Below are 21731 nucleotides of genomic sequence, written 5' to 3'. Positions count from 1 at the left end.
CGAGGGTTGCTCGGCGGGAGGCGGTCAGCGGTCAGCGTCGACGTCGACCCACTCCCCGCAGGCGTCGCTGCGTTCGACGGCGTCGAGCACCGCCTGAACGCGGCGCGCGTCGTCGAACGACGGCCGGAACGAGTCGTCGCCGGCGACCGCCGACAGGAACTCGTAGTTCTCGTGGACGAACGTGTGTTCCCAGCCGAGGACGTGCCCCGGCGGCCACCAGTGGTCGAGGTACGGGTCGTCCTCGTCGGTGACCAGCACGGTCTCGTAGCCGCGGGCGCCCTCCCGCATCAGTTCGAGTTCGTTCAGCCGTTCGAGCGAGAACCGGAGGCTGCCCTTCGAGCCGTGCACCTCGATGGTGTGGTCGTTCTTGTGGCCGGCGGCGACGCGGGAGGCTTCGAGCGTGCAGGTCGCGCCGTTCGCCAGCGTCGCCTGTGCGGAGTAGGCGTCGTCGACGGTGACCGGTCGCGTCTCGCCCGCCGGCGTGTCGCGCTCCTCGACGAACGTCTCCAGTCGGCCGGAGACGCCGACGACGTCGTCGACGAGGAACTGGACGAGGTCGACGGTGTGCGCGCCGAGGTCGCCGAGCGCCCCGGAGCCGGCACGCTCGGCGTCCATCCGCCACGTCCACGGCGCGTCCGCGTCGACCAGCCAGTCCTGCAGGTAGCGGCCGCGCACCTGCCGAATCTCGCCGAGCTCGCCGGCGTCGATGAGCCGCTTCGCGAGCTGAATCGCCGGGATGAACCGGTAGTTGAACCCGCAGCCCGCGACGGCGTCCGACTCCGCGGCTGCCGACGCCATCTGCTCGGCGCCGGCCTTCGTCGGCGCGAGCGGCTTCTCACACAGCACGTGGACGCCGGCGTCCAGCGCCGCGACGGACGGTTCGACGTGCAGGAAGTTCGGGCCGAGGTTGTACAGGACGTCCACGTCGTCGACGACGTCCTCCCAGTCGGTCGCCGCCCGGTCGAAGCCGAGCCGGTCGCGGGCGTCCGTCAGCGCGTCCTCGTCGCGGCCGACGACGACCGCCCGGTTCGTCTCCGGCGCCTCCGGGAAGAACATCGACAGCCGCGACAGCGCGTTCGCGTGCGCCTTCCCCATGAACCGGTAGCCGATGAAGCCGACGTCGAGCGTCACGCCCAGAACGCCTCCCCGGGCGACGTCTCGAAGACGGCGCGCTGCAGCACGTCCACCGCCTTCTCGAGTCCCTCCCGGCTGCTCGTCAGCGCGTCCTCGTGTTCGATGGAGAGCGCGCCGTCGTAGCCGACCATGCGGAGCGTCGACACGACGTCCTTCCAGTGCGCCTCGCCGTGGCCGTAGCCGACCGACCGGAACAGCCACGACCGGTCCTCGACGTCGCCGTACGGCGTCGTGTCGAGGACGCCCTTGGTCCGCGCGTTCGACTCGTACACCTTCGTGTCCTTCGCGTGGACGTGGTGGATGGCGTCGCGGTCGCCGAGGAGCCGTATCGCCTCGGGCACGTCGACGCCCTGCCAGTAGAGGTGCGACGGGTCGAAGTTCGCGCCGATGCGGTCGTTGGTGCGCTTGCGCAGTTCGAGCATGCCGTGCGGCTCGTACACCAGCATGTTCGGGTGCATCTCGACGGCGACGTCGACGCCGTGGGAGTCGGCGAACGCCGCGAGGTCGGCCCAGTACTCCTCGGCGACGCCCCACTGGTACTCGTGGGCGTCGGCGTGTACGCTCGGCCACGGCGCCGTAATCCAGTTCGGCACCTCGTCGTTCGGGCCGCCCGCCGGGAGCCCGGAGAACGCCGTCACGGTGTTCACGTCGAGCTGGGCGGCGAGCTCGACGGCTTCGCGGAGTTCGGTGTCCGCGCGGTCGGCGGTGTCGTCGTCCGGGTGGAGCGGATTGTTGTGCGTCGCCAGCGCGGACACCGACAGGCCGTGTTCGTCGAGCGTGTCGCGGAGCGCCGCCCGTGCGTCCGGGTCGTGGAGGTGTCGCTCACGCGGGAGGTGCGCGTCGCCGGGGTGGCCGCCGCAGCCGAGTTCGACGGCGTCGACGCCGATGCCGGCGAGGTACTCCAGGGTGTCCTCGAGCGGTTCGTCATGGAACGGAACGGTGAGTACGCCGACGTTCATTGGTCGAGTGTCACGGCGGAACCGGCGTCCGCCGACCGGTAAATCGCGTCGATGACGCGCTGGACGTCGAGCGCCTGTTCGACCGTGTTTCGCGCGGGCGCCTCGCCGGCCCGAACCCCCTCGAAGAACCGGGCGAGTTCGCGTCGGTGCGTCGGTTCGTCGCGCGTCTCGACGGCGGTGTCGGTGAAGTGCGGGTCGCCGACGTCGGCGACCTCGTGGATGGTGAGATCGCCCGCGTGCCGGTCGAGGGTCGCTCCGCCGTCGGTGCCTTGCACGACGAAGTCGTGTTCGGGCGGCCGGTTCGTCGCCCAGGCGACTTCGAGCGAGACGGTCTGTCCGTCGGCGGTCCGGACGAACGCCGTGACGGAGTCGTCGACGTCGAACTGGCTCTCCTCGCCGTCTTCGCCCCACATGTCGAGGTAGGTGTAGTCCGCGCGACTCCCGAACGCCGACCGGGTCTGGCCCGAAACCTCGACGAGGTCCGGGAAGTCGAGGAAGTGAAGCGCGAGGTCGATGGCGTGGACGCCGATGTCGATGAGCGACCCGCCGCCCGACAGCTCTTTCGTCGTGAACCAGCCGCCGCGCCCGGGGACGCCGCGACGCCGGACGAAGTTCGCCTCGACGTGCGTCACGTCGCCGAACCGGCCCCGCTCCTGGTAGCCCTTGAACACCTCGACGGCCGGCAGGAACCGGTTGTTGAACCCGACCATGCAGAAGCCGTCCGCGTCGCGGGCGGCCGCGGCGATGCGTTCCGCGCTGTCGAGCCTGTGCGCCAGCGGCTTCTCACAGAGCACGTCGACGCCGGTTTCGAGCGCCTCGACGACGTACTGCTCGTGGAACTTGTTCGGCGTCGTCACGATGACCGCGTCGATGCCCTCGTCGGACAGTCCGGCGTACGTCTCGAACGTCGGCACGTCGTACTCCGCGGCGAACGCGTCGCGCGCGCTCTCGGCGACGTCGACGCCGCCGACGAGCGTCTCGCCGAGGTCGCGGACGTAGTCGGCGTGATGCGTGCCGATGCCGCCGAGCCCGACGATTCCGACGCGGACCGTGTCAGCTTTACCCATACGCCGACCACGTGAAGACGGATGTAGTAAGTTTTCATTCGTCACCGAGTTGCGCGTCCGGGAGCCGCTGCCGTCGCCGTCTCACTCGACCGTACCGACCGACTTGCCGAGGGATGCACACACCAATTCCACTTGTTCTAATTCAACCATAATTGTTTTAGGTTCCACCTGCGTTGTTCTCTGCGATGCCACGGACACGACTACCGCACGACGCGAAGGCCGGGCCCACGAAGCCGGAGGTGCGGGCCGTCCTTCGCGACAAACTCGCCCTCGGCCCCGACGACCACTTCGTGGAAGTCGGCTCCTGCACGGGCGCCGTCACGGCCGACGCCGCACGCGACGCGGGCCGCGTCACCGCGCTCGAACGACACGCAGACCGCGCCGACGTGACCCGGAAGAACCTCGCCGCGAACGGGCTCGAAGACGCGGTCACGGTCCGCACCGCCGAGGCGCCGGACGGCCTCCCGGACGACGCCGACGCCCTGTTCCTCGGCGGCAGCCGGAACTACGAGGGGGTCCTCGACCACGCGGTCGAAACCGGCGTCGACCGCGTCGTGATGAACGTCTCCCGGCTCGAAGTCGCCGGCGCCGCAGTCGAGGCGTTCCGCGAACGCGACCTCATGGACGAAGTCGTCCAGTTCCAGGTCAGCCACGGCTACGAACTCGCCGGCGCGACGTCGTTCGACTCGGACAACCCCGTCTACATGCTCGGCGGCGGAACCGGCGACGAGGACGCGGAGGAAACCGCATGACGCTGTACGGCGTCGGTCTCGGCCCTGGACGGCCCGACCTCGTCACTGTTCGCGGCAAGCGGGTTCTCGAAGCGGCGAGCGTCGTCTACTCGCCGGGCCGCCTCTCGCGGTCCGTCGCGACGCAGCACGTCCCCGAAGAGCGCATCGGCGACCTCGACTTCCCGATGACCCGCGACCGCGAGGAACTCCGCGCCGCGTGGAAGGAGGCGGCCGCGGAAGTCGCCCCGCTCGCCGCGGCGGACGACGTCGCGTTCGTCACCCTCGGGGACCCGAACGTCTACTCGACGTTCGGACACCTCCGCCGGACGCTCGACACGTTCCACCCCGACGTCGACGTCGAGGTCGTCCCGGGCGTGAGCGCGGTCACCGCGTTCACCGCGGCGCTCGGCGTCGAAGTCGACGCGGGCGCCGGGCTCGCGCTCCGGGAAGCCGCGAACGGCGACGCTCCGACCGGGCCGGACCGCATGGTCCTGTTCAAGGTGACCGACGCGCCGGCGACGCACGACGGCCTCGTCGACGCGGGCTACGACGTCACGTACGGCCGCCGGCTGTTCATGGAGCAGGGCGAGACGCTCGTCACTGACGACCCCGCCGACGTCGCGGACCGTGACTACTACACGCTCGCCTACGCCGAACGGCGGACGCTGGAGAAGGACCGCCCGACCGCGTTCACCCGCTCGGAGACAGAGGTGCGCGCCGATGACTGAGAGCGGCGCGACGGACCCGCAGGACGCCATCGACGCGGCGGCCGCGGAACGCGGACGCGGCCGCGACCCCCGCGTCTACGAGCACACCGCCGGCGACGTCCAGGACGGCGTCCCGTTCATCGGCGCCGGCCCCGGCGACCCCGGCCTCCTCACGGTGACCGGGAAGGAACTCGTCGAGGCGGCCGACCTCGTCGTGCACGCGGGGTCGCTCGTGAACAGCGACCTCATCGAGCGGTACTGCGCGGACGCGGAAACCGTCTCCTCTGTCGGCAAGGACCTGGAGGAACTGATTCCGCTGATGCGTGACGCTCACGAGGACGGCCGGACCGTCGCCCGCCTCCACAGCGGCGACCCGGCCATCTACGGGGCGGCGCTCGAACAGATGGACGCCCTCGAACACGAAGGCGTCCCGACGTACGTCGTCCCGGGCGTCACCTCGGCGTTCGCCGCGAGCGCGACGCTCCGGACGCAACTCACGCTCAACGGCACCGCGGACCACGTCGCCTTCACCCGGCCGCAGGGGAAGACCCTCGACCCGGCGGACGACCACATCTCCGAGTTCGTGGAGATGGGGGACGTGACGACCTGCATCTACCTCGGGACGCACGCCGTCCCCGACGTGATGGACCGACTCCGCGAGGACGGCCACGACCCGGACACCCCGGTGACCGTCGTCTACCACGCGTCGTGGCCGGACGAGGACGTCATCGAGGGCACCATCGACACCATCGGCGAGGCGGTCGAGGACGCCGGCTACCGCGCCTCAGCGCTCGTCATCATCGGCGAGGCGGGCGCGGGCACGGGCTACGAGCGCTCGTACCTCTACGGCGACTGGGCGAACCGCGGCGCCGACTCGAACGACGACCCAAAGGAGGCTGACGACTGACATGAGCACCGACAACGACGACGCAGGCGCGCACTGTTCGACGCCCGACTCCGACGGCGAGGTCGCCGAGGAGATAGCCATCGTCTCGTTCGGCCGGAAGATGGACACGGCCGAAGAAATCGTGGACGGCATCGGCGACCGCTACGCGTCCATCGACGTTCTGGAGTACCACGGCGAGGTCTTCGCCGAGCACTGGGGCGAGTACGACTGCTTCGTCGGCCTGATGGCCAGCGGCATCGCGATGCGGAAGACCGCGCCGCTGCTCGACGACAAGTGGGACGACCCCGCGGTCGTCGTGGTCGACGAGGAACTCACGTGGGCGATTCCGCTCACGGGCGGCCACCACGGCGCGAACCAGGTCGCCCGGGACCTCGCGTCGATGGGCGCGGTGCCCGCGATGACCACCGCGTCCGAGGCGGCCGGCAAACAGGGCGTCGAGGAGCGCGCGAAAGCCCTCGACACCCACGTCGTCAACGGCGACTCGACGGTCGCGACGAACCTCGCGGTGCTCGACGACGACCTCGGCCCGGTCGCCCGCCTCGACGGCCCGAAGGCGGTGCTGGCCGCCGACGACGTCACCGTCCTGAAGCGCAACGAGGCGGACGGCGTCGTCCTCGGGACGGGGAGCGTCTCCGGCGCCAAGAAGGAGCAGTTCCTCGACGCGTGGGAGTCCGTACTCGACGACACCGACTACGGCGTCGACGACGTGGAGTTCGTCGCCACCGGCACCCGCAAGGAGGACGAGGACGGCCTGCTCGAAGCCGCCGACGAACTCGGCGTCGGTGTCGTCGCCTTCGAGAAGGACACCCTGGAGGAGTTCGAGGGACCGACGCCGTCGCGGTCGAAGGAGCTCATCGGCTGGCCCGGAATCTCCGAGGCGTCGGCCATCGCCGGCGGCCGCGACCACGAACTGCTGGTGGAGAAGGAGCGGTACGACGACGCCGTGACCGTGGCGGTGGGACGATGAGCAGCGAGGCCGAACGGAGCGAGGCCTCGGAAGATGCGAGCGGTGCAACCGCGAGCAGCGAGGCCGAACGGAGCGAGGCCTCGGAAGATGCGAGCGGTGCAACCGCGAGCAGCGAGGCCGAACGGAGCGAGGCCTCGGAAGATGCGAGCGGTGCAACCGCGAGCAGCGAGGCCGAACGGAGCGAGGCCTCGGAAGATGCGAGCGGTGCAACCGCGAGCAGCGAGGCCGAACGGAGCGAGGCCCCGGAAGATGCGAGCGGTTCAACCGCGAGCAGCGAGGCCGAACCGGGCGCCGACGCCGTCGACGCAAGCGACTACGGCACCCTCTACGTCGTCGGCATCGGTCCCGGCCTCCCGGGCGGGATGACCCAGCGCGCGAAAGACGTCATCCGGACCGCGGACTGCGTCGTCGCGTCGAATCTCTACCAGGAGTTCCTCCGCCGGGACGGCACGCTTCCGCCGGAAGACTCCGACGACCGCCCCGACCAGGAGCTGGTCCGCTCGACGATGGGGCGTCAGGTCGAACTCGCGCGCGAGGCGTTCGAGCGCGTCCGCGACGGCGAGGACGTCGCGCACGTCTCCGGCGGCGACCCGAACGTCTACGGGAAGTCCGACCTGGTCTACCTGATGGCGGAGGAGGACGAGGCGTACGACGTCCCCATCGAAATCGTGCCCGGCGTCACCGCGGCGCTCGGCGGGGCGGCGAACCTCGGCGCGCCGCTCTCGAACGACTTCTGCACCGTCTCGCTGTCCGACAAGTGGCGCGGCTGGGCGGAGATCGAGGAGAAACTCCGCGCGGCGGCCATCAGCGGGTTCGTCGTCTTCCTCTACAACTGCTGGCGCGACTACGAGCGCGCAATCGAGGTGCTGCGCGAGGAGCGCGCGGACCACGTGCCCGTCGCCATCATCAACGACGCCGGCCGCGGCGAGGCCGGCCGCAACCGCGACGGCGAGACGAACACCATCACCACGCTCGGCGAAGCCACCGAACACGGCGACGAGGTCGGCGGGATGGGCGCGTCCATCCTCGTCGGCAACAGCGAGACGGCGGTCTGGGAGAACGACCACGGCGAACACCTCGTCACCCCGCGCGGCGGGCGTGACGTGGACGACTTCTAAGGACAATGAGCACTGACGACACCACCACGACGGACGAATCGGCTTCCGAGTGCGGCGCGACCACCGAGCGCAGTTCGGAGAGCGCGTGCGGCACGACGGCCGCCACGACCGACGACGCGAGCGACGCGTCGAAATGCGGAGGGTCGACCGACTCCGCGGACACCGGCTCCTCGTCGGATTCGGGGTGCGGCTCCGCCGCGGCCTCGAAGAAGGAGACGACCGAGGAGAACGTCGGCGCGTCCGCCGACGACTTCGACGCGGACCCCGGGACGCTCACGACGGTCGGGCTCGGCCCCGGCCGCCCGGAAGGCATGACCCAGCGCGCGAAGGCCGCGCTGCTGGACGCCGACCACATCGTCGGCTACACGACCTACACCGAACTCCTCCCCGACGAGGTCATCGAGCAGGCGGACGACGTCTACAACACGCCGATGTGCGGCGAGGTCTCCCGGACCGAGGAGGCGGTCGACCGGACGCTCGCCGGGAACGACGTCGCCATCATCGGCAGCGGCGACCCGAACGTCTACGCGCTGTCGGGGCTGGCGCTCGAAATCATCGAGTCGAAGGGCGCGACCGCGTCCGCGCTCGACTTCGAGGTCGTGCCCGGCGTCCCCGCCGCGCAGTCCTGCGGCGCCCGGCTCGGCGCCCCCCTCGTGAACGACTCCGTGAGCGTCTCGCTTTCGGACCACCTGACGCCGATGCCGGAGATTGAGTCCCGGCTTCACGCCGTCGCGAGCGAGTCGTTCACCATCACCATCTACAATCCGTGGAGCCGCAAGCGCCGCGAGAACTTCCAGAAGGCCTGCGAAATCCTGCTCACCCACCGCGACGAGGACACGCCGGTCGGCATCGTCCACGGCGCGAGCCGCGACGACGAAGCCGTCGAAATCACGACGCTCGGCGAACTGGAGGCGTACGGCGAAACGGACCTCGTGGACATGACGACGACCGTCGTCGTCGGCAACGAGGAGACGTACGTCTGGGACGGCCGGATGGTCACGCCCCGCGGCTACGAGAGCAAGTACGACTACTGATGTACCGAGTCACAATCGACCGCGAGGCGTGCGACGGCGTGTTCGCCTGCCTGACGCGCGACCCGCGGTTCGTCGAGGACGACGACGGCGTCGCGACGCTCGACCCGACGGCGGACCCGGTCCCGCCCGCGGACGCGGACGGCGGCACCGTCCGAACCGACTCGGAGACGGTCGTCGGGACGTTCGAGGACTCGCTCGTCGACGACGCGCGGCAGGCCGCCGAAGCCTGCCCCTTCGACGCCATCACCGTCGAAGAACTCGGGGGTGAGAACGCGTGAGCACCGAGCCCGTGACGCCGGACTCCCTCATCGCGAACCACCCCGAGACCGCGTACTTCTGGGGGCACGTCGCCGGCGCGGGCCGTCTGCGCGAGAACTCCGTCACCGTCGAGACGACCGACGAAGCCGCCGCCGAACGCCTCGTCGCCATCGCGGACGGCGGTGACGTCGACCACCGAAGCACCGAGCGCCGGTACGCGCACGACACGTCGATTACGCGCTCGGCGGACGAGTACACGGTCCAGGTCTTCGGCGACCTCGCGCGGCGCGCGGCCGCCGCGTTCGGGCTCCCGCTGGACGGCGAGGCCGGCGGCTACCGGTTCGACTCGTTCGACGGCCACGAGCGCCAACTCCTCCGCGGTCTCGTGGAGTCGAGCGGCACGGTCTGTTTCAAGTCGTCGTCCGGCACCGTCGGCGTGTCCTTCGTGCACCCCGACCGCCGGCTCCTCGAACGGATCCGGACGCTGCTCGCCGACGTCCCGGTGGACGCCCCGGCCGACGAGGTCTCGGAGGCGTCCTCGGGGTACTGGTTCGGCGTCGCCGACGAGGCGGTGCCCGAACTCGGTCCGTGGCTCTACGAGGGGGCGGCGGAGTCCGGGCTGTTCGCGCCGTCCAGGCGCCGGAAGCTCCGTCGGAGCCTCGAAGAAGCAGCCGGCTCGGAGGCGTGGTGCCGATGAGTCAGGCGGATACGGCTGCGGTCGAGGGGGGCGACGAAGCCGTGTTGCTGGTCGGGCACGGCTCGCGCCGCGAGAAGTCGAACGACCAGGTCCGGGAGCTCGCCGCGGCGCTCGAAACCCGGCTCGGACTCCCGGTCGACGCCGGGTTCCTCGAACTCGCGGACCCCTCGATTCCGGACGCCATCGCGGGGCTCGCGCCGTCGGTGTCGTCCATCGCGGTCGTCCACCTCTCGCTGTTCGCCGCGAGCCACGTGAAAAACGACGTGCCCGCGGCGCTCCAGCGCGCCCGCGAGAACTACCCGGACGTCTCGTTCGACAACGGCGCGCACCTCGGCGTTCACCCGGCCATCGTCGACCTGCTAGACGACCGCGCGGCGTCCGTCGAAGCCGACCTCGGCGTGGACCGAGAGCAAGACGACGTCGCGGTCGTGCTCTGCGCACGCGGGTCGAGCGACCCGGACGCCAACGCCGACGTCCACAAACTCGCTCGCCTGCTCTACGAGGGCCGCGCGTTCTCGCGGGTCGAAGCGACGTTCATCGGGGTCACGGAGCCGACGCTCTCCGAGACCCTGCACGACGTCGCCAAACACCGGCCGGACGGCGTGGTCGTCGTCCCCTACATGCTCGGCGACGGCGTGCTCACGGGCCGCATCCGAGCGGGCGCGGCCGAGTTCGACGCGGACTACCCCTACGTCGACGCCGCCTGCGGTGACCCGCTCGGCACGGACTCCCGGCTCCTGGACGTGCTCGGCGACCGCTGGCAGGAGGCCCGCACGGACAGCGTCGAGATGTCGTGTGACACCTGCAAGTACAAGGTGGAACTCGACGGCTACGAGGAGGACGTCGGCGGCGCGAAAGCGATGCTGCGGGCGCTGAACCACGAGGAGGCGCACGCCGACCGCGACGACGTCGCGGACGACCCGCACGCCCACGACGCCCCCGAAAAGCACGTCGCGGTCTGCACGAACCAGACCTGTGCGGCCGACGGCGCGCCCGCCGTCCTCGAACGCCTCCGGCAGAGCGCCCGCGACTCCGACGACTGCGACGTCCGCGTCACCCGGACGTCCTGCCTCGGGCAGTGTGGGGACGGCCCGAACGTCGCCGTCTACCCGGACGGCGTCTGGTACCAGCGCGTCGACGCCGACGACGCCGACCGCATCGTCTCGTCCCACCTCGACCGGGACCGCATCGTCGCCGACATCGACTCCCAACTCCTATGAGCTGTCACGAACTCGAAGCCCTCCGACTGGGGCTGATGAACGTCCTCGGAACCGACGACCGCAGCGCCCGCGAACACGCCGAAAAGGAACTGGAGGGGCACCTCGACGGCCCCATCGAGGGGCTGGCGACCGCCGAGAGTCTCTCGGCGCTCCGCAGACACCTCGACGCCGCGCTCGTCGACCTCGAAGAAGAGGTGGCTTCGGCAGACGAGTCGGCCCCCGGCTACGACTACCTCCGCGGCCGCCTCGTCGCAGTCCGCGACGCCGAGCGGTCACTCGCCCGGCTCGCAGACCACGGCGACTCCTTCCTCGACGACCTCGGCGAGACCCACCACTCGCTCCACGACGCCTTCCCGGCCGATGAGTGAGGTCGGCCTGGGCGGCGTCACACCGGCGGGGTCCCGCCAACTCGGCCGCCGGTCGAGCGTCTGTTTCGCGGGCGAGACCGTCGTCGTCGGCTGCGCCGACGGCAGCGTGCGCGCGTTCGACTCGTCCCTCGACGAGCTGTGGCGCGACGACGACCTCGCGGGGAGCGTCGTCGCACTCACCGATTTCGCGGGCGGCGTCCTCGCCGGCGAACGCGGCGCGAACGGCACGCTCACCTACTACGTCGACGGCGCGGTGCGGTGGCGGTACCGGACCGCGGCCGACCTCGGGGCTCCGCAGCAGGACACCCGGTTCTTCCTCCCGTTCGTCGCGGACGCCGCGGCGACCGGTGACCGCGTGTACGTCGCGTCACGCCGCTACGAGCGCGGCGACGACGGCAACAGGACGTTCGTGAGCGTCGTGTACGCGTTCGACGACGCGGGGGACGTCCAGTGGCGACACCGAACTGACGCGTCGCCGATTTCGCTGGCCGTCGACGACGGCCGCGTCGCCGTCGCGTACAACCGATGCCCCGGAACCCACCGGGACGGCCTCGCCGTGCTGGACGCGGAGACGGGCGAAGTGTCCCGACGCTGGGACCCGCCCGGTGACGGACAACGCCGGGTCGGAGACGTCGCGTTCCTGGACGGCCGACTCGCCGTCGCCAGCCACGCCGACTACCGCGGCTACGTCCTCGGCGGCGACGGCGTCGAGTGGTCGGTCGACCTCGCCCGGCCGGTCGAACGGGGCGACGAACGGGTGTACGCGTATCCGAACCACGTTCGCGCCACCGCCGACGGCGTCGTCTTCGTCACCGGGAACACGTTCCCGGAGGACGGCCGCGAAACCGACCGCCGCCACCCGAACGAACACACCGCGGTCGGGTTCGACGCCGACGGAAACCGACGCTGGCGGTCCTCCGTCGGCGGGTTCGCTCACGCCGTCGCGGCGGACGGCCACCGGGTAGTCGTGCCGGCCGCCCAGCACTTCCGCGACCGCGACCCGGGGCGACACGGATTCGACGTCTACGGCGTGCAGAGCGGCCCGGAGTCGAGCGAACGAACTCCGGGAGTCGTGACCGCAGTCGCGGTAGACGCGAACAGAATCGCGGCTGTCGAGGAACCGGTGGCGTACCACGACGGCGACGTCGAACACGGCGCCTACCGGCTTCGACTCGCAGAAACGTAGCGGTCGCTTTTCACAGAATCGTCAGGCGAGCAGGTGGACGGCGAACCCGAACACCACGACGCTCGCGACGAGTTCGACGGTGGCGTGGACCGCGTGGCCGCGGCGTTTCGCGAACGAGAAGACGCCGCCGAGCCCGAGTCCGACGAGCAGCATCGAGGCCGTGAGCGCGAGCGCGTACACGCCGACGCTGACGCCCGTGGCGCCGAGCCCCGCGGTCGGAAGTACGACGGAGACCAGCGCGAGCATACTCACGGGCGGTGAGAGGGCGAAGAGAGACCCGACGATGCCGGTCCGGAGGTAGTCCCGGGTGGTGTCGTGGTCGTGGCCGTGGACGTGCGTGTGCGCGTACGCGATGGTCCGCGAGACCGGCCCGGACGCACCGGCGGGCGTCGGATGCGGCGGGAGGCCGCGGAGCCGACGGGTCCCGGTGGTCGCGAGGAGCAGGGCGACCGCGACGAGGACGGTTCCCGCGAACAGCGTTCCGACGGTGTCGACCACCCCCGCCGCGGGCACGGCGGTGCGGTCGATGGCCGTGAGCAGGCCGACCCACGCGACGACCACGAGCACGTGTCCGAGGGCGAAACTCCCGCCGACGAACCCGGCGTGCCGCCAGCCGTCGGCGTCGTCCGTGAGCGCCGAGATGCCGGCGGCGTGGTCGGGTTCGAATCCGTGGGTGACGCCGAGGACCGCTGCGGCGGCGAACACACCCGCTTCGGAGCCCACCCCGAAGCCGGCCATCAGGCTCCACCTCCGGTGGTTTCGCGGACGGCGTCGGCGACTCGGTCGGGCGTGAGCGCATCGAGAGGAATGCGTTCGCCGTCCGCGGCGGCGACGACGTCCTCGACGAGGCTGGACCGGCCGCCCGTTCCGGGGTCCACGACGAGCACGTGCGCACCGTGGTCGGCGAGCGCGCGAGCGGCCGCCCGGGTGTCCGCGGTCGGCTGGTCGCTCCCGGCGTTCGCGCGGCCGTCCGTGACGACGACGACCACGCTCGCCGACGGGTCGGCGCGCGACAGGACGTCCGACGCGGCGCGAAGCCCCGCGGGAAGCGGCGTCCGGTCCCCCGTCGGGAGGGACTTGAGGTGGCGGGCCGCGTGGTCGACGTCGTCCGTCGGCGGGAGAACGACGTCGGCGTCGGTCCCCGCGAACGTGACGACGGAGACGGCGTCGCGGCGCTCGTAGGCGTCCTGCAGGAGGTCGAGCGCGACGCCTTTCGCAGCGCGCAGGGGACCGCGCATCGACGCGCTGGCGTCGACGGCGAAGACGACGAGCGCGGCGTCCGCACCGGACCGCACCGAACGCCTGAGGTCGCGTGACTCGACGCGGTCGCTTCCCCGGAGCGCTGCGGCGCGAACCGACGCCGCCGCGTCGACGCCGCCGCCCGAATCGGCTCGCTCCGTCCGGACCTGAACGCCCCGTCCACCGGCTGTCGGCCCGGCGTCGGCGCGACCACCGCCGCCGGCACGGTCCGCGGTCACGTCCAGTTCGGGAGCGCGACCGGACGCGGGGTCAGCGGAGTCGGCGACCGACTGCCCGGGAACGAGCGGCGCCGCTTCCTCGTCGTCTCCGCCGCCCCCGGATTCGTCGGCACCGCCGTCTCCCTTCTCCGCGGTCGAACTGGACGCGGCACCCCCGTCAGAACCCGGAGGCTCCGGCGCCTCACCAGACACGTCCTCGCCGTCGCCCGGTGGGCCTCCACGGTGTTCGTCGTCCCGCTCCTCGCCGTTCTCTTCCTCGCCGCTGCGTTCCTGGCTGTCGCGTCTCGCGGAATCCGCTTCGGGACCGGCCTCCGACGACTCCGTCTCTCCCTCGGGTGAGTCCCCGGGGCTCTCCTCCGCCTCGTCGCTGTTTTCGTTCCCCCCGTGGTCCTCGTTCTGCCGGTCGTCGTCGAAGTGGTCGTCGAGCAGTTCGTCGGCGTCCGGCTCGTCTTCGAACGGCCGGGTTTTGAGGCGGTGGGGGAGCGCGAGCGCCGCCGCGCGGCGGACGTCGGACTCGGCGACGGTGGGCCGGCCGTCGAGCGCTGCGAGTGTGCGCGCGGCGCGGGCGGTGGCGATGTCGGCGCGGTGTCCCTCGACGCCGGCGTCCCGACAGAGTTCCGCGACGTCTCGGCCGAGCGAGTCGGGGAGGGTCACGTCGTCGAGGAGGGCACGGGCGTCGGAAACGCGGTCGCGGATTCGGTCGGTTTCCGCGGCGTGGTCGCCGTCGAAGCCGTCGAGCGCCCGTCGAACGATTTCGAGTCGGTCGTCGAGGTCGGCCGTTCCGGCGACCTCCGCCTGGAGGGCGAACCGGTCGCGGAACTGGGGGCGGAGATCGCCCTCCTCCGGGTTCATCGTGCCGATGAGCGTGAACTCCGCCGGGTGAGTGACGCTGACGCCGTCGCGTTCGACGCGGTTGACGCCGGAGGCGGCGGCGTCCAGGAGGACGTCGACGAGGTGGTCGTCGAGCAGGTTCACTTCGTCGACGTAGAGGAAGCCGCGGTTCGCCCGCGCGAGTAAACCCGGGTTGAATTCGGCGGTCCCGGCGAGCGCGTCGGTGACGGAGAGCGAGCCGACGACGCGGTCGCGGGACGCGCCGAGCGGGAGCGTTACGAAGGGGACGGGTCGCTGTTCCACCGACGGATTCTCCCGGCTCTGGCACTCCTCGCACTGCCGGTCGGGGGCGTCGGGGGGACAGCCGTACGGACAGTCCGCGACCGCTCGCTGTTCGGGGAGGAGGTCGACGAGCGCCCGGGCCGTCGTCGACTTCGCCGTTCCCTTCTCGCCGCGGACGAGCAGGCCGTCGAGTTCGTCGTTCACGGCCAGCGCCGTGAGCGCCCGTTTCAGGCGGTGTTGGCCGACGACGGCGGGAAACGGAACGTCGCTCCGCCGGGACGGCGACAGTTTTTTCCCACCAGATAACTCAACCATAGTTGTAATAGAACAATGGAGGTTTAATAGATTTGTGACTACACTCGCCCTGTACACAGCGACGGAGAACGAACTGGGGGCCATCCAGGCTGCCGGCGAGCGGGTCGACGCCGACCTCGTCGTCCGCTCGGAGAGCGACCTCGAAGAAGCGGCCGACGTCGAGTCGTTCGTCGACGCCGCCGAGGACGCGAGCGCGGCCGTACTCTGGCTCCACGGCGCCGAGGACAGCATGCCCGGCTACGACCGCGTGACCGACCGACTCGACGCCGCAGGCGTCCCGCTCGTGGTGAAATCCACGGGTGACGCCTACGCCGTCGAGGACACGACCGCCGACGACGAGACGCGACGGACGGTATCGGACTACCTCGAACACGGCGGTGTCGCGAACATCGCGAACTGCGTCCGGTTTCTCACCGCGCAGTACTCGACGGACTCCCCCGACTACGACGACCCCGTCGCGCTCCCCACTGAAGGCGTCTACCACCCGGACCACCCGGGCGTCGAGTACGACGAACTCCGCGCCACGTTCGACCCGGAGGCGCCGACGGTCGCCGTCTGGTTCTACGAGTCCCACTGGACGCACGAGAACACCCGGTACGTGGACGCGGTCGTCCGCGCGCTCGAATCCGAAGGCGCGAACGCGCTCCCCGTCTTCTGTAACCCCGCGACCGACGCGGACGAACAGGAGGACGCCGAGTGGGTGACCGACGAGTGGCTCACCGACGCCGACGGCGACGCTGTCGTCGACGCCGTCCTCTCCTCGTTCATGTTCTCGCTCTCCATGGACGAGCGCGGCCGGTCCGCCAGCGACGAGGGCGAGAGCGCCGAAGACGTCTTCCTCGACCGCCTCGGCGTCCCGGTGTTACAGACCGTCACGACGATGCGCTCGCGCTCCCGGTACGAGTCGAGCGACACCGGCGTCATGGGGTTCGAACTCGCGCTCTCGGTCGCGCTCCCGGAGTTCGACGGGAACGTCATCACCCACCCCATCTCCGGGAAGGAGCGGATGGACGACGACGCCGGCATCGGCTCCGCGCCGAAGCAGCACTTCCCCATCGACGACCGCGTCGAACACGCGGTGCGCCTCGCGGTCAACTGGGCGCGCCTCCGCCACCTCGACAACGACGAGAAGAACGTCGCGGTCGTCCTCCACAACTACCCGCCGAGCGACGACGGCATCGGCACCGCGTTCGGCCTGGACACGCCCGAGAGCACCGTCAACCTCCTCGACGAACTCGACGAGAGAGGCTACGACCTCGGCGGGGCGGCTCCGTCGGACGGCCAGTCACTCATCGAGACGCTGACGAGTCAGTTGACGCTCGACGACCGCTGGGTCGCCCCGGAGGACGTCCGCGAGAAGAGCGTCGACGTCGTCTCGCCGGACGCGTACGACGAGTGGTGGCGCGACGCCGACCCGGGCTTCCGGGAGAACGTCGTCGCGGAGTGGGGAGACCCTCCGGACCGGCCGTTCGCGATTCCCGGCGCCGAGTTCGGGAACGTCCTCGTGACGGTCCAGCCGCCTCGAGGGTTCGGGATGGACCCGGAGAAGGTGTACCACGACTCCGACCTGCAGCCCCCGCACGACTACTACGCGTTCTACGCGTGGCTCCGCAACGACTTCGACGCTGACGCGGTCGTCCACCTCGGCACCCACGGGAGCCTGGAGTGGCTCCCCGGGAAGACCGTCGGGCTCGATTCGGAGAGCGCGCCGGACGCGCTCGTCGGCGACCTCCCGAACGTCTACCCGTACATCATCAACAACCCCGGCGAGGGGACGCAGGCGAAGCGCCGCTCGTACGCCGCCGTCGTCGACTACCTGACTCCGGTGATGCGGAACGCGGGTACGTACGACGAACTCGCCGAACTGGAGGAGCTCGCGTCGCGCTACCGTGAAGCCGGGACCGGTGCCGGCGCGGAGAGCGAAGAGCACCTCGCGGACCGCATCCGCGAGGCCGTCGACGACCTCGACCTCGCCGTGGAACTCGGCGTCGAAGGTGAGATTTCCGAGAGAGCGGACGTCCGCGGCCCGGACAGCGAGGCGCCACGCGCCTCGGGGAACGCGAGCGAGGAGCGAAGCGACTCGCGAGACGAGGTCGGTTCGACGCTCGCGGAGGGCGACGTGTCGGGCGACGACGTCTCCGTCGACGAACTGGTGGAGCGCGTCCACGAGTACGTGACGGACGTGAAGACGACGCAGATACGCCTCGGGCTGCACACGATGGGCGAGCCGCCGGCGGGCGAACGGCTCGTCGAGTACCTCGTCGCGCTCACGCGCCTCGAGAACCCCGGCGCGCCCTCCCTCCGCGAGAGCGTCGCCGGCGTGCTCGGCGTCGACTACGAGACGATGCTCGACGCGCCCGGCGAGTACGACGACCAGTTGGGCATGACGTACGCCGAGGCCGCCGACGAGGTGTACGAGACGAGCGTCGAACTCGTGGAGACGCTCGCGGACTACGGGTTCGACCTCGCCGCCTCCGAGGTCGAGGGCGGCCCGGACGACGAGGTGAACATGAACCTGCTCGTCGTCGACGTCGACACGCTCGGCGACTCGAAGGCGGAGTCGGGCGCCCACGGCGACCTCCGCGACGTCCTCCGGTTCATCTGCGAGGAAGCCGCCCCGCGGGTGTTCGACGCCGAGACCGAAATCCCGCAGACCGCGGACGCGCTGAACGGCGAGTACGTCGAACCGGGCGGCAGCGGCGCGCCCACCCGGGGCGGCGTCGACCTCCTCCCGACGGGACGCAACTTCTACACGCTCGACCCGCGGAAGGTGCCCGCGAAGACCGCGTGGGACGTCGGCAAGGAGGTCGCCGACGGCGTCGCCGAGCGCCACCGCGAGGACGAGGGCGACTACCCCGAGGAGGTCGGCGTGGTCGCGTGGGGCACCCCAACGGTCCGCACGCGCGGCGAGACCATCGCGCAGGTGGTCGGACTGATGGGCGTCCGACCCGTCTGGACCGACGCGGGCCGCGTCGACGACGTGGAGCCGATTCCGCTCGACGAACTCGGCCGGCCGCGCATCGACGTGACGACGCGCGTCTCCGGGCTGTTCCGGGACGCGTTCCCGCAGGCCGCCGGCGTGATTCACGACGCCGTCGACGCGCTCGTCGAACTCGACGAACCGCACGAGCTGAACTACGTGAAGAAACACGTCGAGGAGGAGGCGGACGAGCTCGACGCGGACGGCGTGGAGAGCCCCGAGGAAGCGGCGAAACACCGCGTGTTCACGACGCGACCCGGCGGGTACGGTGCCGGGACGAACAAGGCCGTCGACGAGGGGAACTGGGACGAGCGCTCGGACCTCGCCGACGTCTACGTCCAGTGGGGCGGCTACGCCATAGGCTCTCGGGGGCGCGTCTCCGACGCTCACGACGCCTTCGAGCGGCGCCTCGGGAACGTCGACGCCACGGTCAAAATCGAGGACACGATGGAGCAAGACGAGTTCGACTCCTCGGACTGGTACGCCTTCCACGGCGGCTTCATCACCGCCGTCGCGGACGCCGCGGGCGAGGAGCCGGCGTCGTACGTCGGCGACTCCTCGGACCCGGATAACGTCGACGTCTACACGAACGAGGAGAAGGTGCGGAAGGCGATGCGCGCCCGCGTCCTCAACCCGGACTGGCTCGACTCCATGGAGGAGCACGGCTACAAGGGCGCCGGCGACCTCTCGACGACGGTCGACGTCGTCCTCGGCTGGGACGCCACGGCGGGCGTCGTCTCCGACACGCTGTGGGCGGACGTCGCGGAGAAGTTCGCGTTCGACGACGACCGCCAGGAGTGGATGCGAGACGTCAATCCCTGGGCGCTCGACTCCATCACCGATACGCTCCTCGAGGCCATCGAGCGCGGCCTCTGGGACGCCGAGGACGGCGTCGAACAGCGGCTCCGGGACCTGAACCTCACAGTCGACGGGGACCTGGAGGCCAGAGCGAGTCCGGCCGAGGCCGCGACGCCCGAGGAGGTGCGTTCGGATGACGACTGAGGAGTTCGCGGAGTACGCGGACCTCGGCGCGACCACGAGCGAGGCGATGGACATCGCGGAGACCAGCATGGACCGCGTCCGCGAACTCGTCCCCGACGAGACGCTCGCGGACCGGATTCGGCAGAAGTCGGTGCACGCGACCGGCGACCCGGAGTTCCAGCACCTCGTTCGGTTCACCGGCGCCGACGACTCCGAACCGGTACGGGCGGGCGCCCGCGCGGTCCTCGATAGCGCGCCCATCGTGACCGACATCACGATGGTGCGGGCCGGAATCACCGGCCGCGGCCACGACTGCGAGGTCCGGAAGGCCATCGGGAACGGCGCCGACCTCGCCGCCGAAACGGGGATGACGCGGACGGCCGCGTCGGTCCTCGAACTCGACAAGCGCGGCGTGTACGACGGCGCGGTAGCCGCCGTCGGGAACGCGCCGACAGCCGCGCTCGCGCTCGCCGACTGCATCGAGGACGGGACGCGGCCAGCGGTCGTCGTCGCCACCCCGGTCGGGTTCGTGAAGGCCGCAGAGAGCCGGACGCGCCTGCGGTCGGTCGCGGCCGAACACGGCGTCCCCGCGATCACGAACGTCGGCCGACGCGGCGGGAGCGGTCTCGCCGCGGGGCTGACGAACGAGCTCGTCCACGTCGCGAGCGACGTCCGGGACGGGGAGGTGTCGCTCGACACCGCCGAAGCGGCGACCGACGACCCCGTCGGCGATGAGGTGGCGCGGTGAGCGATGAGTACGACCTCGACGCCGGGCCCGACCCGGCCGAGTTCGCCGCGCGGAACCCCGAAGCCCGGCGCGTCGACGACCCCGTCTACGCCGTCGGCATCGGCCCGGGGAACCGGGAGTTCCTGACGCCGCGCGGCGCGCGAGCCATCGAGGAGGCGGACGTCGTGGTCGGGTTCGAGACGGTCGTGGAGTTCGTCTCAGCGACGACCGACGCGGACCTCCTGACGTGCGGCTACCGCGACGAGGGCGAGACGCTCTCCCGGTTCGCGGACCGCGTCGCGGCCGGAGCGCGGGGCACCGCCGTCCTGATGGGCGACCCGAACCACTCCGGCTACCAGTTCCTCGGCAAGGTGGAGCGAGCCGTCGACCGGCCCGTGCGACTGGTTCCGGGCGTCTCGTCGCTCCAGGTGGCCGCGAGCCGCGCACGGACGCCGATGGAGGACACCGAGTTCGTCACGCTCCACAAGAGCGGCGACCTCTCCGACGACCTCGAACGGCTCCGCGCGGCGGCGGGCGACCGCCACCTCCTCGTCCTCCCGCGGCCGTTCGACCTGATGCCGGGGGACGTCGCCCGGGACCTGCTGGACGCCGGCGCGGCCCCGGACCTGACGGCGCTCGTTCTGGAGCGGCTGACGCACGACGACGAAGCGGTCACGACGACGACGCTCGAGTCGCTCGCCGAACACGCCGGCGAGGAGACGCCGTTCTCGGACCTCTCGGTACTCGCGGTGCGTCGGACCTAGCTCCGACCGGACGTTTTCGCAGAATTTCTCGGGAACAGCGCGGTTCCGTGGACGCGTCAGTCCTGCCGACGGTACTCGGGTTTCTTACAGGTGTTCGTCGCCGCGGCCGTCGGTCGCGACTGCGGCGGCGTCCGCCGTGAGCGACTGTTCGAAGGTGTCCGCCGCGGCTCCGTTCTCGGCGAGGACGCGCTGTTTCGCCAGTTCGGCGGCAGCGGCGTTCGTGAGCTGTGGGTGGTCGCCGAGTGGGGCCGCGTAGTCGAGGTTGCCGCGGTCGAGTTCGAGCCGGTCCGGGATGTCGTCGCTCGTCGCCTGACTCCCGACGACGAACAGCGGGAGGACGACGGCGCGGTCGGCGTCGACGTTGTACCGGAGGCACTCGACGGCGGGGTTCTGGACGACGTAGCTCGTCGTGACTTCCCCGTAGGCGCCGTGTCCGCGGAGGCGGCCGGCGTGGTACTCGGCGACCTGGCGGTGGTAGGGCTGTGAGCTACTCCCGAGGGCGACCAGTGCGAGCGCCTGCGGTTCCGTGGTGCTGGCTTCCTCGGCGCGGTCGCGGAGCGCGGCGGTGACCGCGGGGCTCCGACCGACGGGTTCGCCGTAGTGGACGGCCGCGTCGATGCGGTCGAGCGCCGCGGGGACGTCGACGGTGGTCTGGCGGTCGTGTGCGGCGACCATCGGGACGGCGAACACGCGGTCCGCCCGGACGTCCGCGAGCTGGTCGCGGAGGTCGTACTGTGCTTCGTGCCCGTAGTAGCACGTGTGAATCTCGTCGACGCTGCCGCGGCGGGCGAGTCGGTCGGCGTGCGTCGGTAGCGTCTCGCGGGCGTGGGGTGTGTCCCGGCTGAGCAGGACGAGCGCGTCGCGTGTCATTGTAGTAAATCTGAGTTTATCTATTTCAACTCAGCCTGAGTTATGCCGTTGGACGGGAAGCTCAAATACTTTTCGCTGGGGCCGACGAAGGACAACCAGAGGCGTCCACAACACCTCTAAATTAAAGTGGGCTTGTGTTGTCTGGGCTGC

General features: G+C 70.8%; 19 protein-coding genes and 1 pseudogene. 14 read left to right on the top strand and 6 right to left on the bottom strand.

All coding sequences use genetic code 11. From position 1 onward, the window contains the following. Positions 1-24: 24 nt before the first annotated feature. The 3 genes from ACQUST_RS12015 to ACQUST_RS12005 are packed head-to-tail and all read right to left on the bottom strand — an operon-like array spanning position 25 to position 3160. The gene (locus ACQUST_RS12015; RefSeq protein WP_435128761.1) at positions 25-1131 is read right to left on the bottom strand and encodes a Gfo/Idh/MocA family protein; all 1107 of its coding nucleotides are present in this window, start codon (positions 1129-1131) and stop codon (positions 25-27) included. Further along, positions 1128-2093 (bottom strand): sugar phosphate isomerase/epimerase family protein, encoded by a 966-nt coding sequence (locus tag ACQUST_RS12010; RefSeq protein WP_435128758.1) that lies wholly within the window; start codon positions 2091-2093, stop codon positions 1128-1130. The genes ACQUST_RS12015 and ACQUST_RS12010 overlap by 4 nt, the downstream gene beginning before the upstream one ends. Continuing rightward, positions 2090-3160 (bottom strand): Gfo/Idh/MocA family protein, encoded by a 1071-nt coding sequence (locus ACQUST_RS12005; protein ID WP_435128755.1) that lies wholly within the window; start codon positions 3158-3160, stop codon positions 2090-2092. The genes ACQUST_RS12010 and ACQUST_RS12005 overlap by 4 nt, the downstream gene beginning before the upstream one ends. 185 nt (positions 3161-3345) lie before the next feature. Between ACQUST_RS12005 and cbiT the strand changes: the two genes are divergently transcribed. The 11 genes and pseudogenes from cbiT to ACQUST_RS11950 all read left to right on the top strand — a co-directional run bounded on the left by cbiT (position 3346) and on the right by ACQUST_RS11950 (position 12353). Continuing rightward, positions 3346-3912, top strand: coding sequence for a precorrin-6Y C5,15-methyltransferase (decarboxylating) subunit CbiT (gene cbiT / locus ACQUST_RS12000; protein ID WP_435128752.1), 567 nt, complete (start codon positions 3346-3348; stop codon positions 3910-3912). Further along, positions 3909-4580, top strand: a pseudogene (locus ACQUST_RS11995) (cobalt-factor II C(20)-methyltransferase); the annotation flags it as partial. The gene cbiT and the pseudogene ACQUST_RS11995, both read left to right, overlap by 4 nt. 31 nt (positions 4581-4611) lie before the next feature. Next, entirely contained in the window at positions 4612-5505 is an 894-nt protein-coding gene (locus tag ACQUST_RS11990; protein WP_435128749.1) for a cobalt-precorrin-4/precorrin-4 C(11)-methyltransferase, read from the top strand. A gap of 1 nt (position 5506) precedes the next feature. Next, the gene (gene cbiG / locus ACQUST_RS11985; protein ID WP_435128746.1) at positions 5507-6472 is read left to right on the top strand and encodes a cobalt-precorrin 5A hydrolase; all 966 of its coding nucleotides are present in this window, start codon (positions 5507-5509) and stop codon (positions 6470-6472) included. Further along, positions 6469-7590, top strand: a complete 1122-nt coding sequence (locus ACQUST_RS11980) for an SAM-dependent methyltransferase (RefSeq protein WP_435128743.1) — start codon at positions 6469-6471, stop codon at positions 7588-7590. The genes cbiG and ACQUST_RS11980 overlap by 4 nt, the downstream gene beginning before the upstream one ends. Before the next feature lie 5 nt (positions 7591-7595). After that, positions 7596-8624 (top strand): precorrin-3B C(17)-methyltransferase, encoded by a 1029-nt coding sequence (gene cobJ, locus ACQUST_RS11975; RefSeq protein WP_435128740.1) that lies wholly within the window; start codon positions 7596-7598, stop codon positions 8622-8624. Then, the gene (locus ACQUST_RS11970) at positions 8624-8902 is read left to right on the top strand and encodes a ferredoxin (RefSeq protein ID WP_435128733.1); all 279 of its coding nucleotides are present in this window, start codon (positions 8624-8626) and stop codon (positions 8900-8902) included. Before cobJ ends, ACQUST_RS11970 begins: the two co-directional genes overlap by 1 nt. Then, entirely contained in the window at positions 8899-9579 is a 681-nt protein-coding gene (locus ACQUST_RS11965; RefSeq protein ID WP_435128730.1) for a cobalamin biosynthesis protein, read from the top strand. Before ACQUST_RS11970 ends, ACQUST_RS11965 begins: the two co-directional genes overlap by 4 nt. Next, positions 9576-10799, top strand: a complete 1224-nt coding sequence (locus ACQUST_RS11960; protein ID WP_435128728.1) for a CbiX/SirB N-terminal domain-containing protein — start codon at positions 9576-9578, stop codon at positions 10797-10799. The genes ACQUST_RS11965 and ACQUST_RS11960 overlap by 4 nt, the downstream gene beginning before the upstream one ends. Next, positions 10796-11167 (top strand): DUF3209 family protein, encoded by a 372-nt coding sequence (locus ACQUST_RS11955; RefSeq protein WP_435128726.1) that lies wholly within the window; start codon positions 10796-10798, stop codon positions 11165-11167. Before ACQUST_RS11960 ends, ACQUST_RS11955 begins: the two co-directional genes overlap by 4 nt. Then, positions 11160-12353, top strand: coding sequence for a PQQ-binding-like beta-propeller repeat protein (locus ACQUST_RS11950; protein WP_435128723.1), 1194 nt, complete (start codon positions 11160-11162; stop codon positions 12351-12353). The genes ACQUST_RS11955 and ACQUST_RS11950 overlap by 8 nt, the downstream gene beginning before the upstream one ends. Before the next feature lie 21 nt (positions 12354-12374). Here the strand turns inward: ACQUST_RS11950 and ACQUST_RS11945 are convergent, their stop codons facing one another. Continuing rightward, positions 12375-13091 carry a hypothetical protein gene (locus tag ACQUST_RS11945; RefSeq protein ID WP_435128720.1) on the bottom strand — a complete coding sequence of 239 codons (717 nt, stop codon included), beginning with the start codon at positions 13089-13091 and terminating at the stop codon, positions 12375-12377. Then, entirely contained in the window at positions 13091-15259 is a 2169-nt protein-coding gene (locus ACQUST_RS11940) for a VWA domain-containing protein (protein WP_435128717.1), read from the bottom strand. The genes ACQUST_RS11945 and ACQUST_RS11940 overlap by 1 nt, the downstream gene beginning before the upstream one ends. A gap of 34 nt (positions 15260-15293) precedes the next feature. Between ACQUST_RS11940 and ACQUST_RS11935 the strand changes: the two genes are divergently transcribed. The 3 genes from ACQUST_RS11935 to ACQUST_RS11925 are packed head-to-tail and all read left to right on the top strand — an operon-like array spanning position 15294 to position 20711. Further along, on the top strand, positions 15294-19241 hold the full coding sequence (locus tag ACQUST_RS11935) for a cobaltochelatase subunit CobN (RefSeq protein WP_435128714.1): 3948 nt from the start codon (positions 15294-15296) through the stop codon (positions 19239-19241). Next, positions 19231-19968, top strand: a complete 738-nt coding sequence (locus ACQUST_RS11930) for a precorrin-8X methylmutase (protein WP_435128711.1) — start codon at positions 19231-19233, stop codon at positions 19966-19968. Before ACQUST_RS11935 ends, ACQUST_RS11930 begins: the two co-directional genes overlap by 11 nt. Beyond that, positions 19965-20711 carry a cobalt-precorrin-7 (C(5))-methyltransferase gene (locus ACQUST_RS11925; protein ID WP_435128708.1) on the top strand — a complete coding sequence of 249 codons (747 nt, stop codon included), beginning with the start codon at positions 19965-19967 and terminating at the stop codon, positions 20709-20711. Before ACQUST_RS11930 ends, ACQUST_RS11925 begins: the two co-directional genes overlap by 4 nt. Positions 20712-20795: 84 nt before the next feature. Here the strand turns inward: ACQUST_RS11925 and ACQUST_RS11920 are convergent, their stop codons facing one another. Continuing rightward, a complete protein-coding gene (locus ACQUST_RS11920; protein WP_435128705.1) occupies positions 20796-21581 on the bottom strand; it encodes a CbiX/SirB N-terminal domain-containing protein in 786 nt (261 codons plus the stop codon). Between the last annotated feature and the right edge of the window lie 150 nt (positions 21582-21731).

Origin of the sequence: Halobaculum sp. D14, from assembly GCF_051195135.1 — an archaeon.
Taxonomy (GTDB): Archaea; Halobacteriota; Halobacteria; order Halobacteriales; family Haloferacaceae; genus JBNTKA01.
Note: the sequence above shows the minus strand (reverse complement) of the source record. Positions and strands in the feature narration are given on the sequence as shown.

Excerpts from the sequence above, each read along its gene's own strand:
- ACQUST_RS12010 (WP_435128758.1), bottom strand. The coding sequence starts at position 2,093 with ATGAACGTCGGCGTACTCACCGTTCCGTTCCATGACGAACCGCTCGAG.
- ACQUST_RS12005 (WP_435128755.1), bottom strand. The coding sequence starts at position 3,160 with ATGGGTAAAGCTGACACGGTCCGCGTCGGAATCGTCGGGCTCGGCGGC.
- cbiT (WP_435128752.1), top strand. The coding sequence starts at position 3,346 with ATGCCACGGACACGACTACCGCACGACGCGAAGGCCGGGCCCACGAAG.
- ACQUST_RS11990 (WP_435128749.1), top strand. The coding sequence starts at position 4,612 with ATGACTGAGAGCGGCGCGACGGACCCGCAGGACGCCATCGACGCGGCG.
- cbiG (WP_435128746.1), top strand. The coding sequence starts at position 5,507 with ATGAGCACCGACAACGACGACGCAGGCGCGCACTGTTCGACGCCCGAC.
- ACQUST_RS11980 (WP_435128743.1), top strand. The coding sequence starts at position 6,469 with ATGAGCAGCGAGGCCGAACGGAGCGAGGCCTCGGAAGATGCGAGCGGT.
- cobJ (WP_435128740.1), top strand. The coding sequence starts at position 7,596 with ATGAGCACTGACGACACCACCACGACGGACGAATCGGCTTCCGAGTGC.
- ACQUST_RS11970 (WP_435128733.1), top strand. The coding sequence starts at position 8,624 with ATGTACCGAGTCACAATCGACCGCGAGGCGTGCGACGGCGTGTTCGCC.
- ACQUST_RS11960 (WP_435128728.1), top strand. The coding sequence starts at position 9,576 with ATGAGTCAGGCGGATACGGCTGCGGTCGAGGGGGGCGACGAAGCCGTG.
- ACQUST_RS11955 (WP_435128726.1), top strand. The coding sequence starts at position 10,796 with ATGAGCTGTCACGAACTCGAAGCCCTCCGACTGGGGCTGATGAACGTC.
- ACQUST_RS11950 (WP_435128723.1), top strand. The coding sequence starts at position 11,160 with ATGAGTGAGGTCGGCCTGGGCGGCGTCACACCGGCGGGGTCCCGCCAA.
- ACQUST_RS11945 (WP_435128720.1), bottom strand. The coding sequence starts at position 13,091 with ATGGCCGGCTTCGGGGTGGGCTCCGAAGCGGGTGTGTTCGCCGCCGCA.
- ACQUST_RS11940 (WP_435128717.1), bottom strand. The coding sequence starts at position 15,259 with ATGGTTGAGTTATCTGGTGGGAAAAAACTGTCGCCGTCCCGGCGGAGC.
- ACQUST_RS11930 (WP_435128711.1), top strand. The coding sequence starts at position 19,231 with ATGACGACTGAGGAGTTCGCGGAGTACGCGGACCTCGGCGCGACCACG.
- ACQUST_RS11920 (WP_435128705.1), bottom strand. The coding sequence starts at position 21,581 with ATGACACGCGACGCGCTCGTCCTGCTCAGCCGGGACACACCCCACGCC.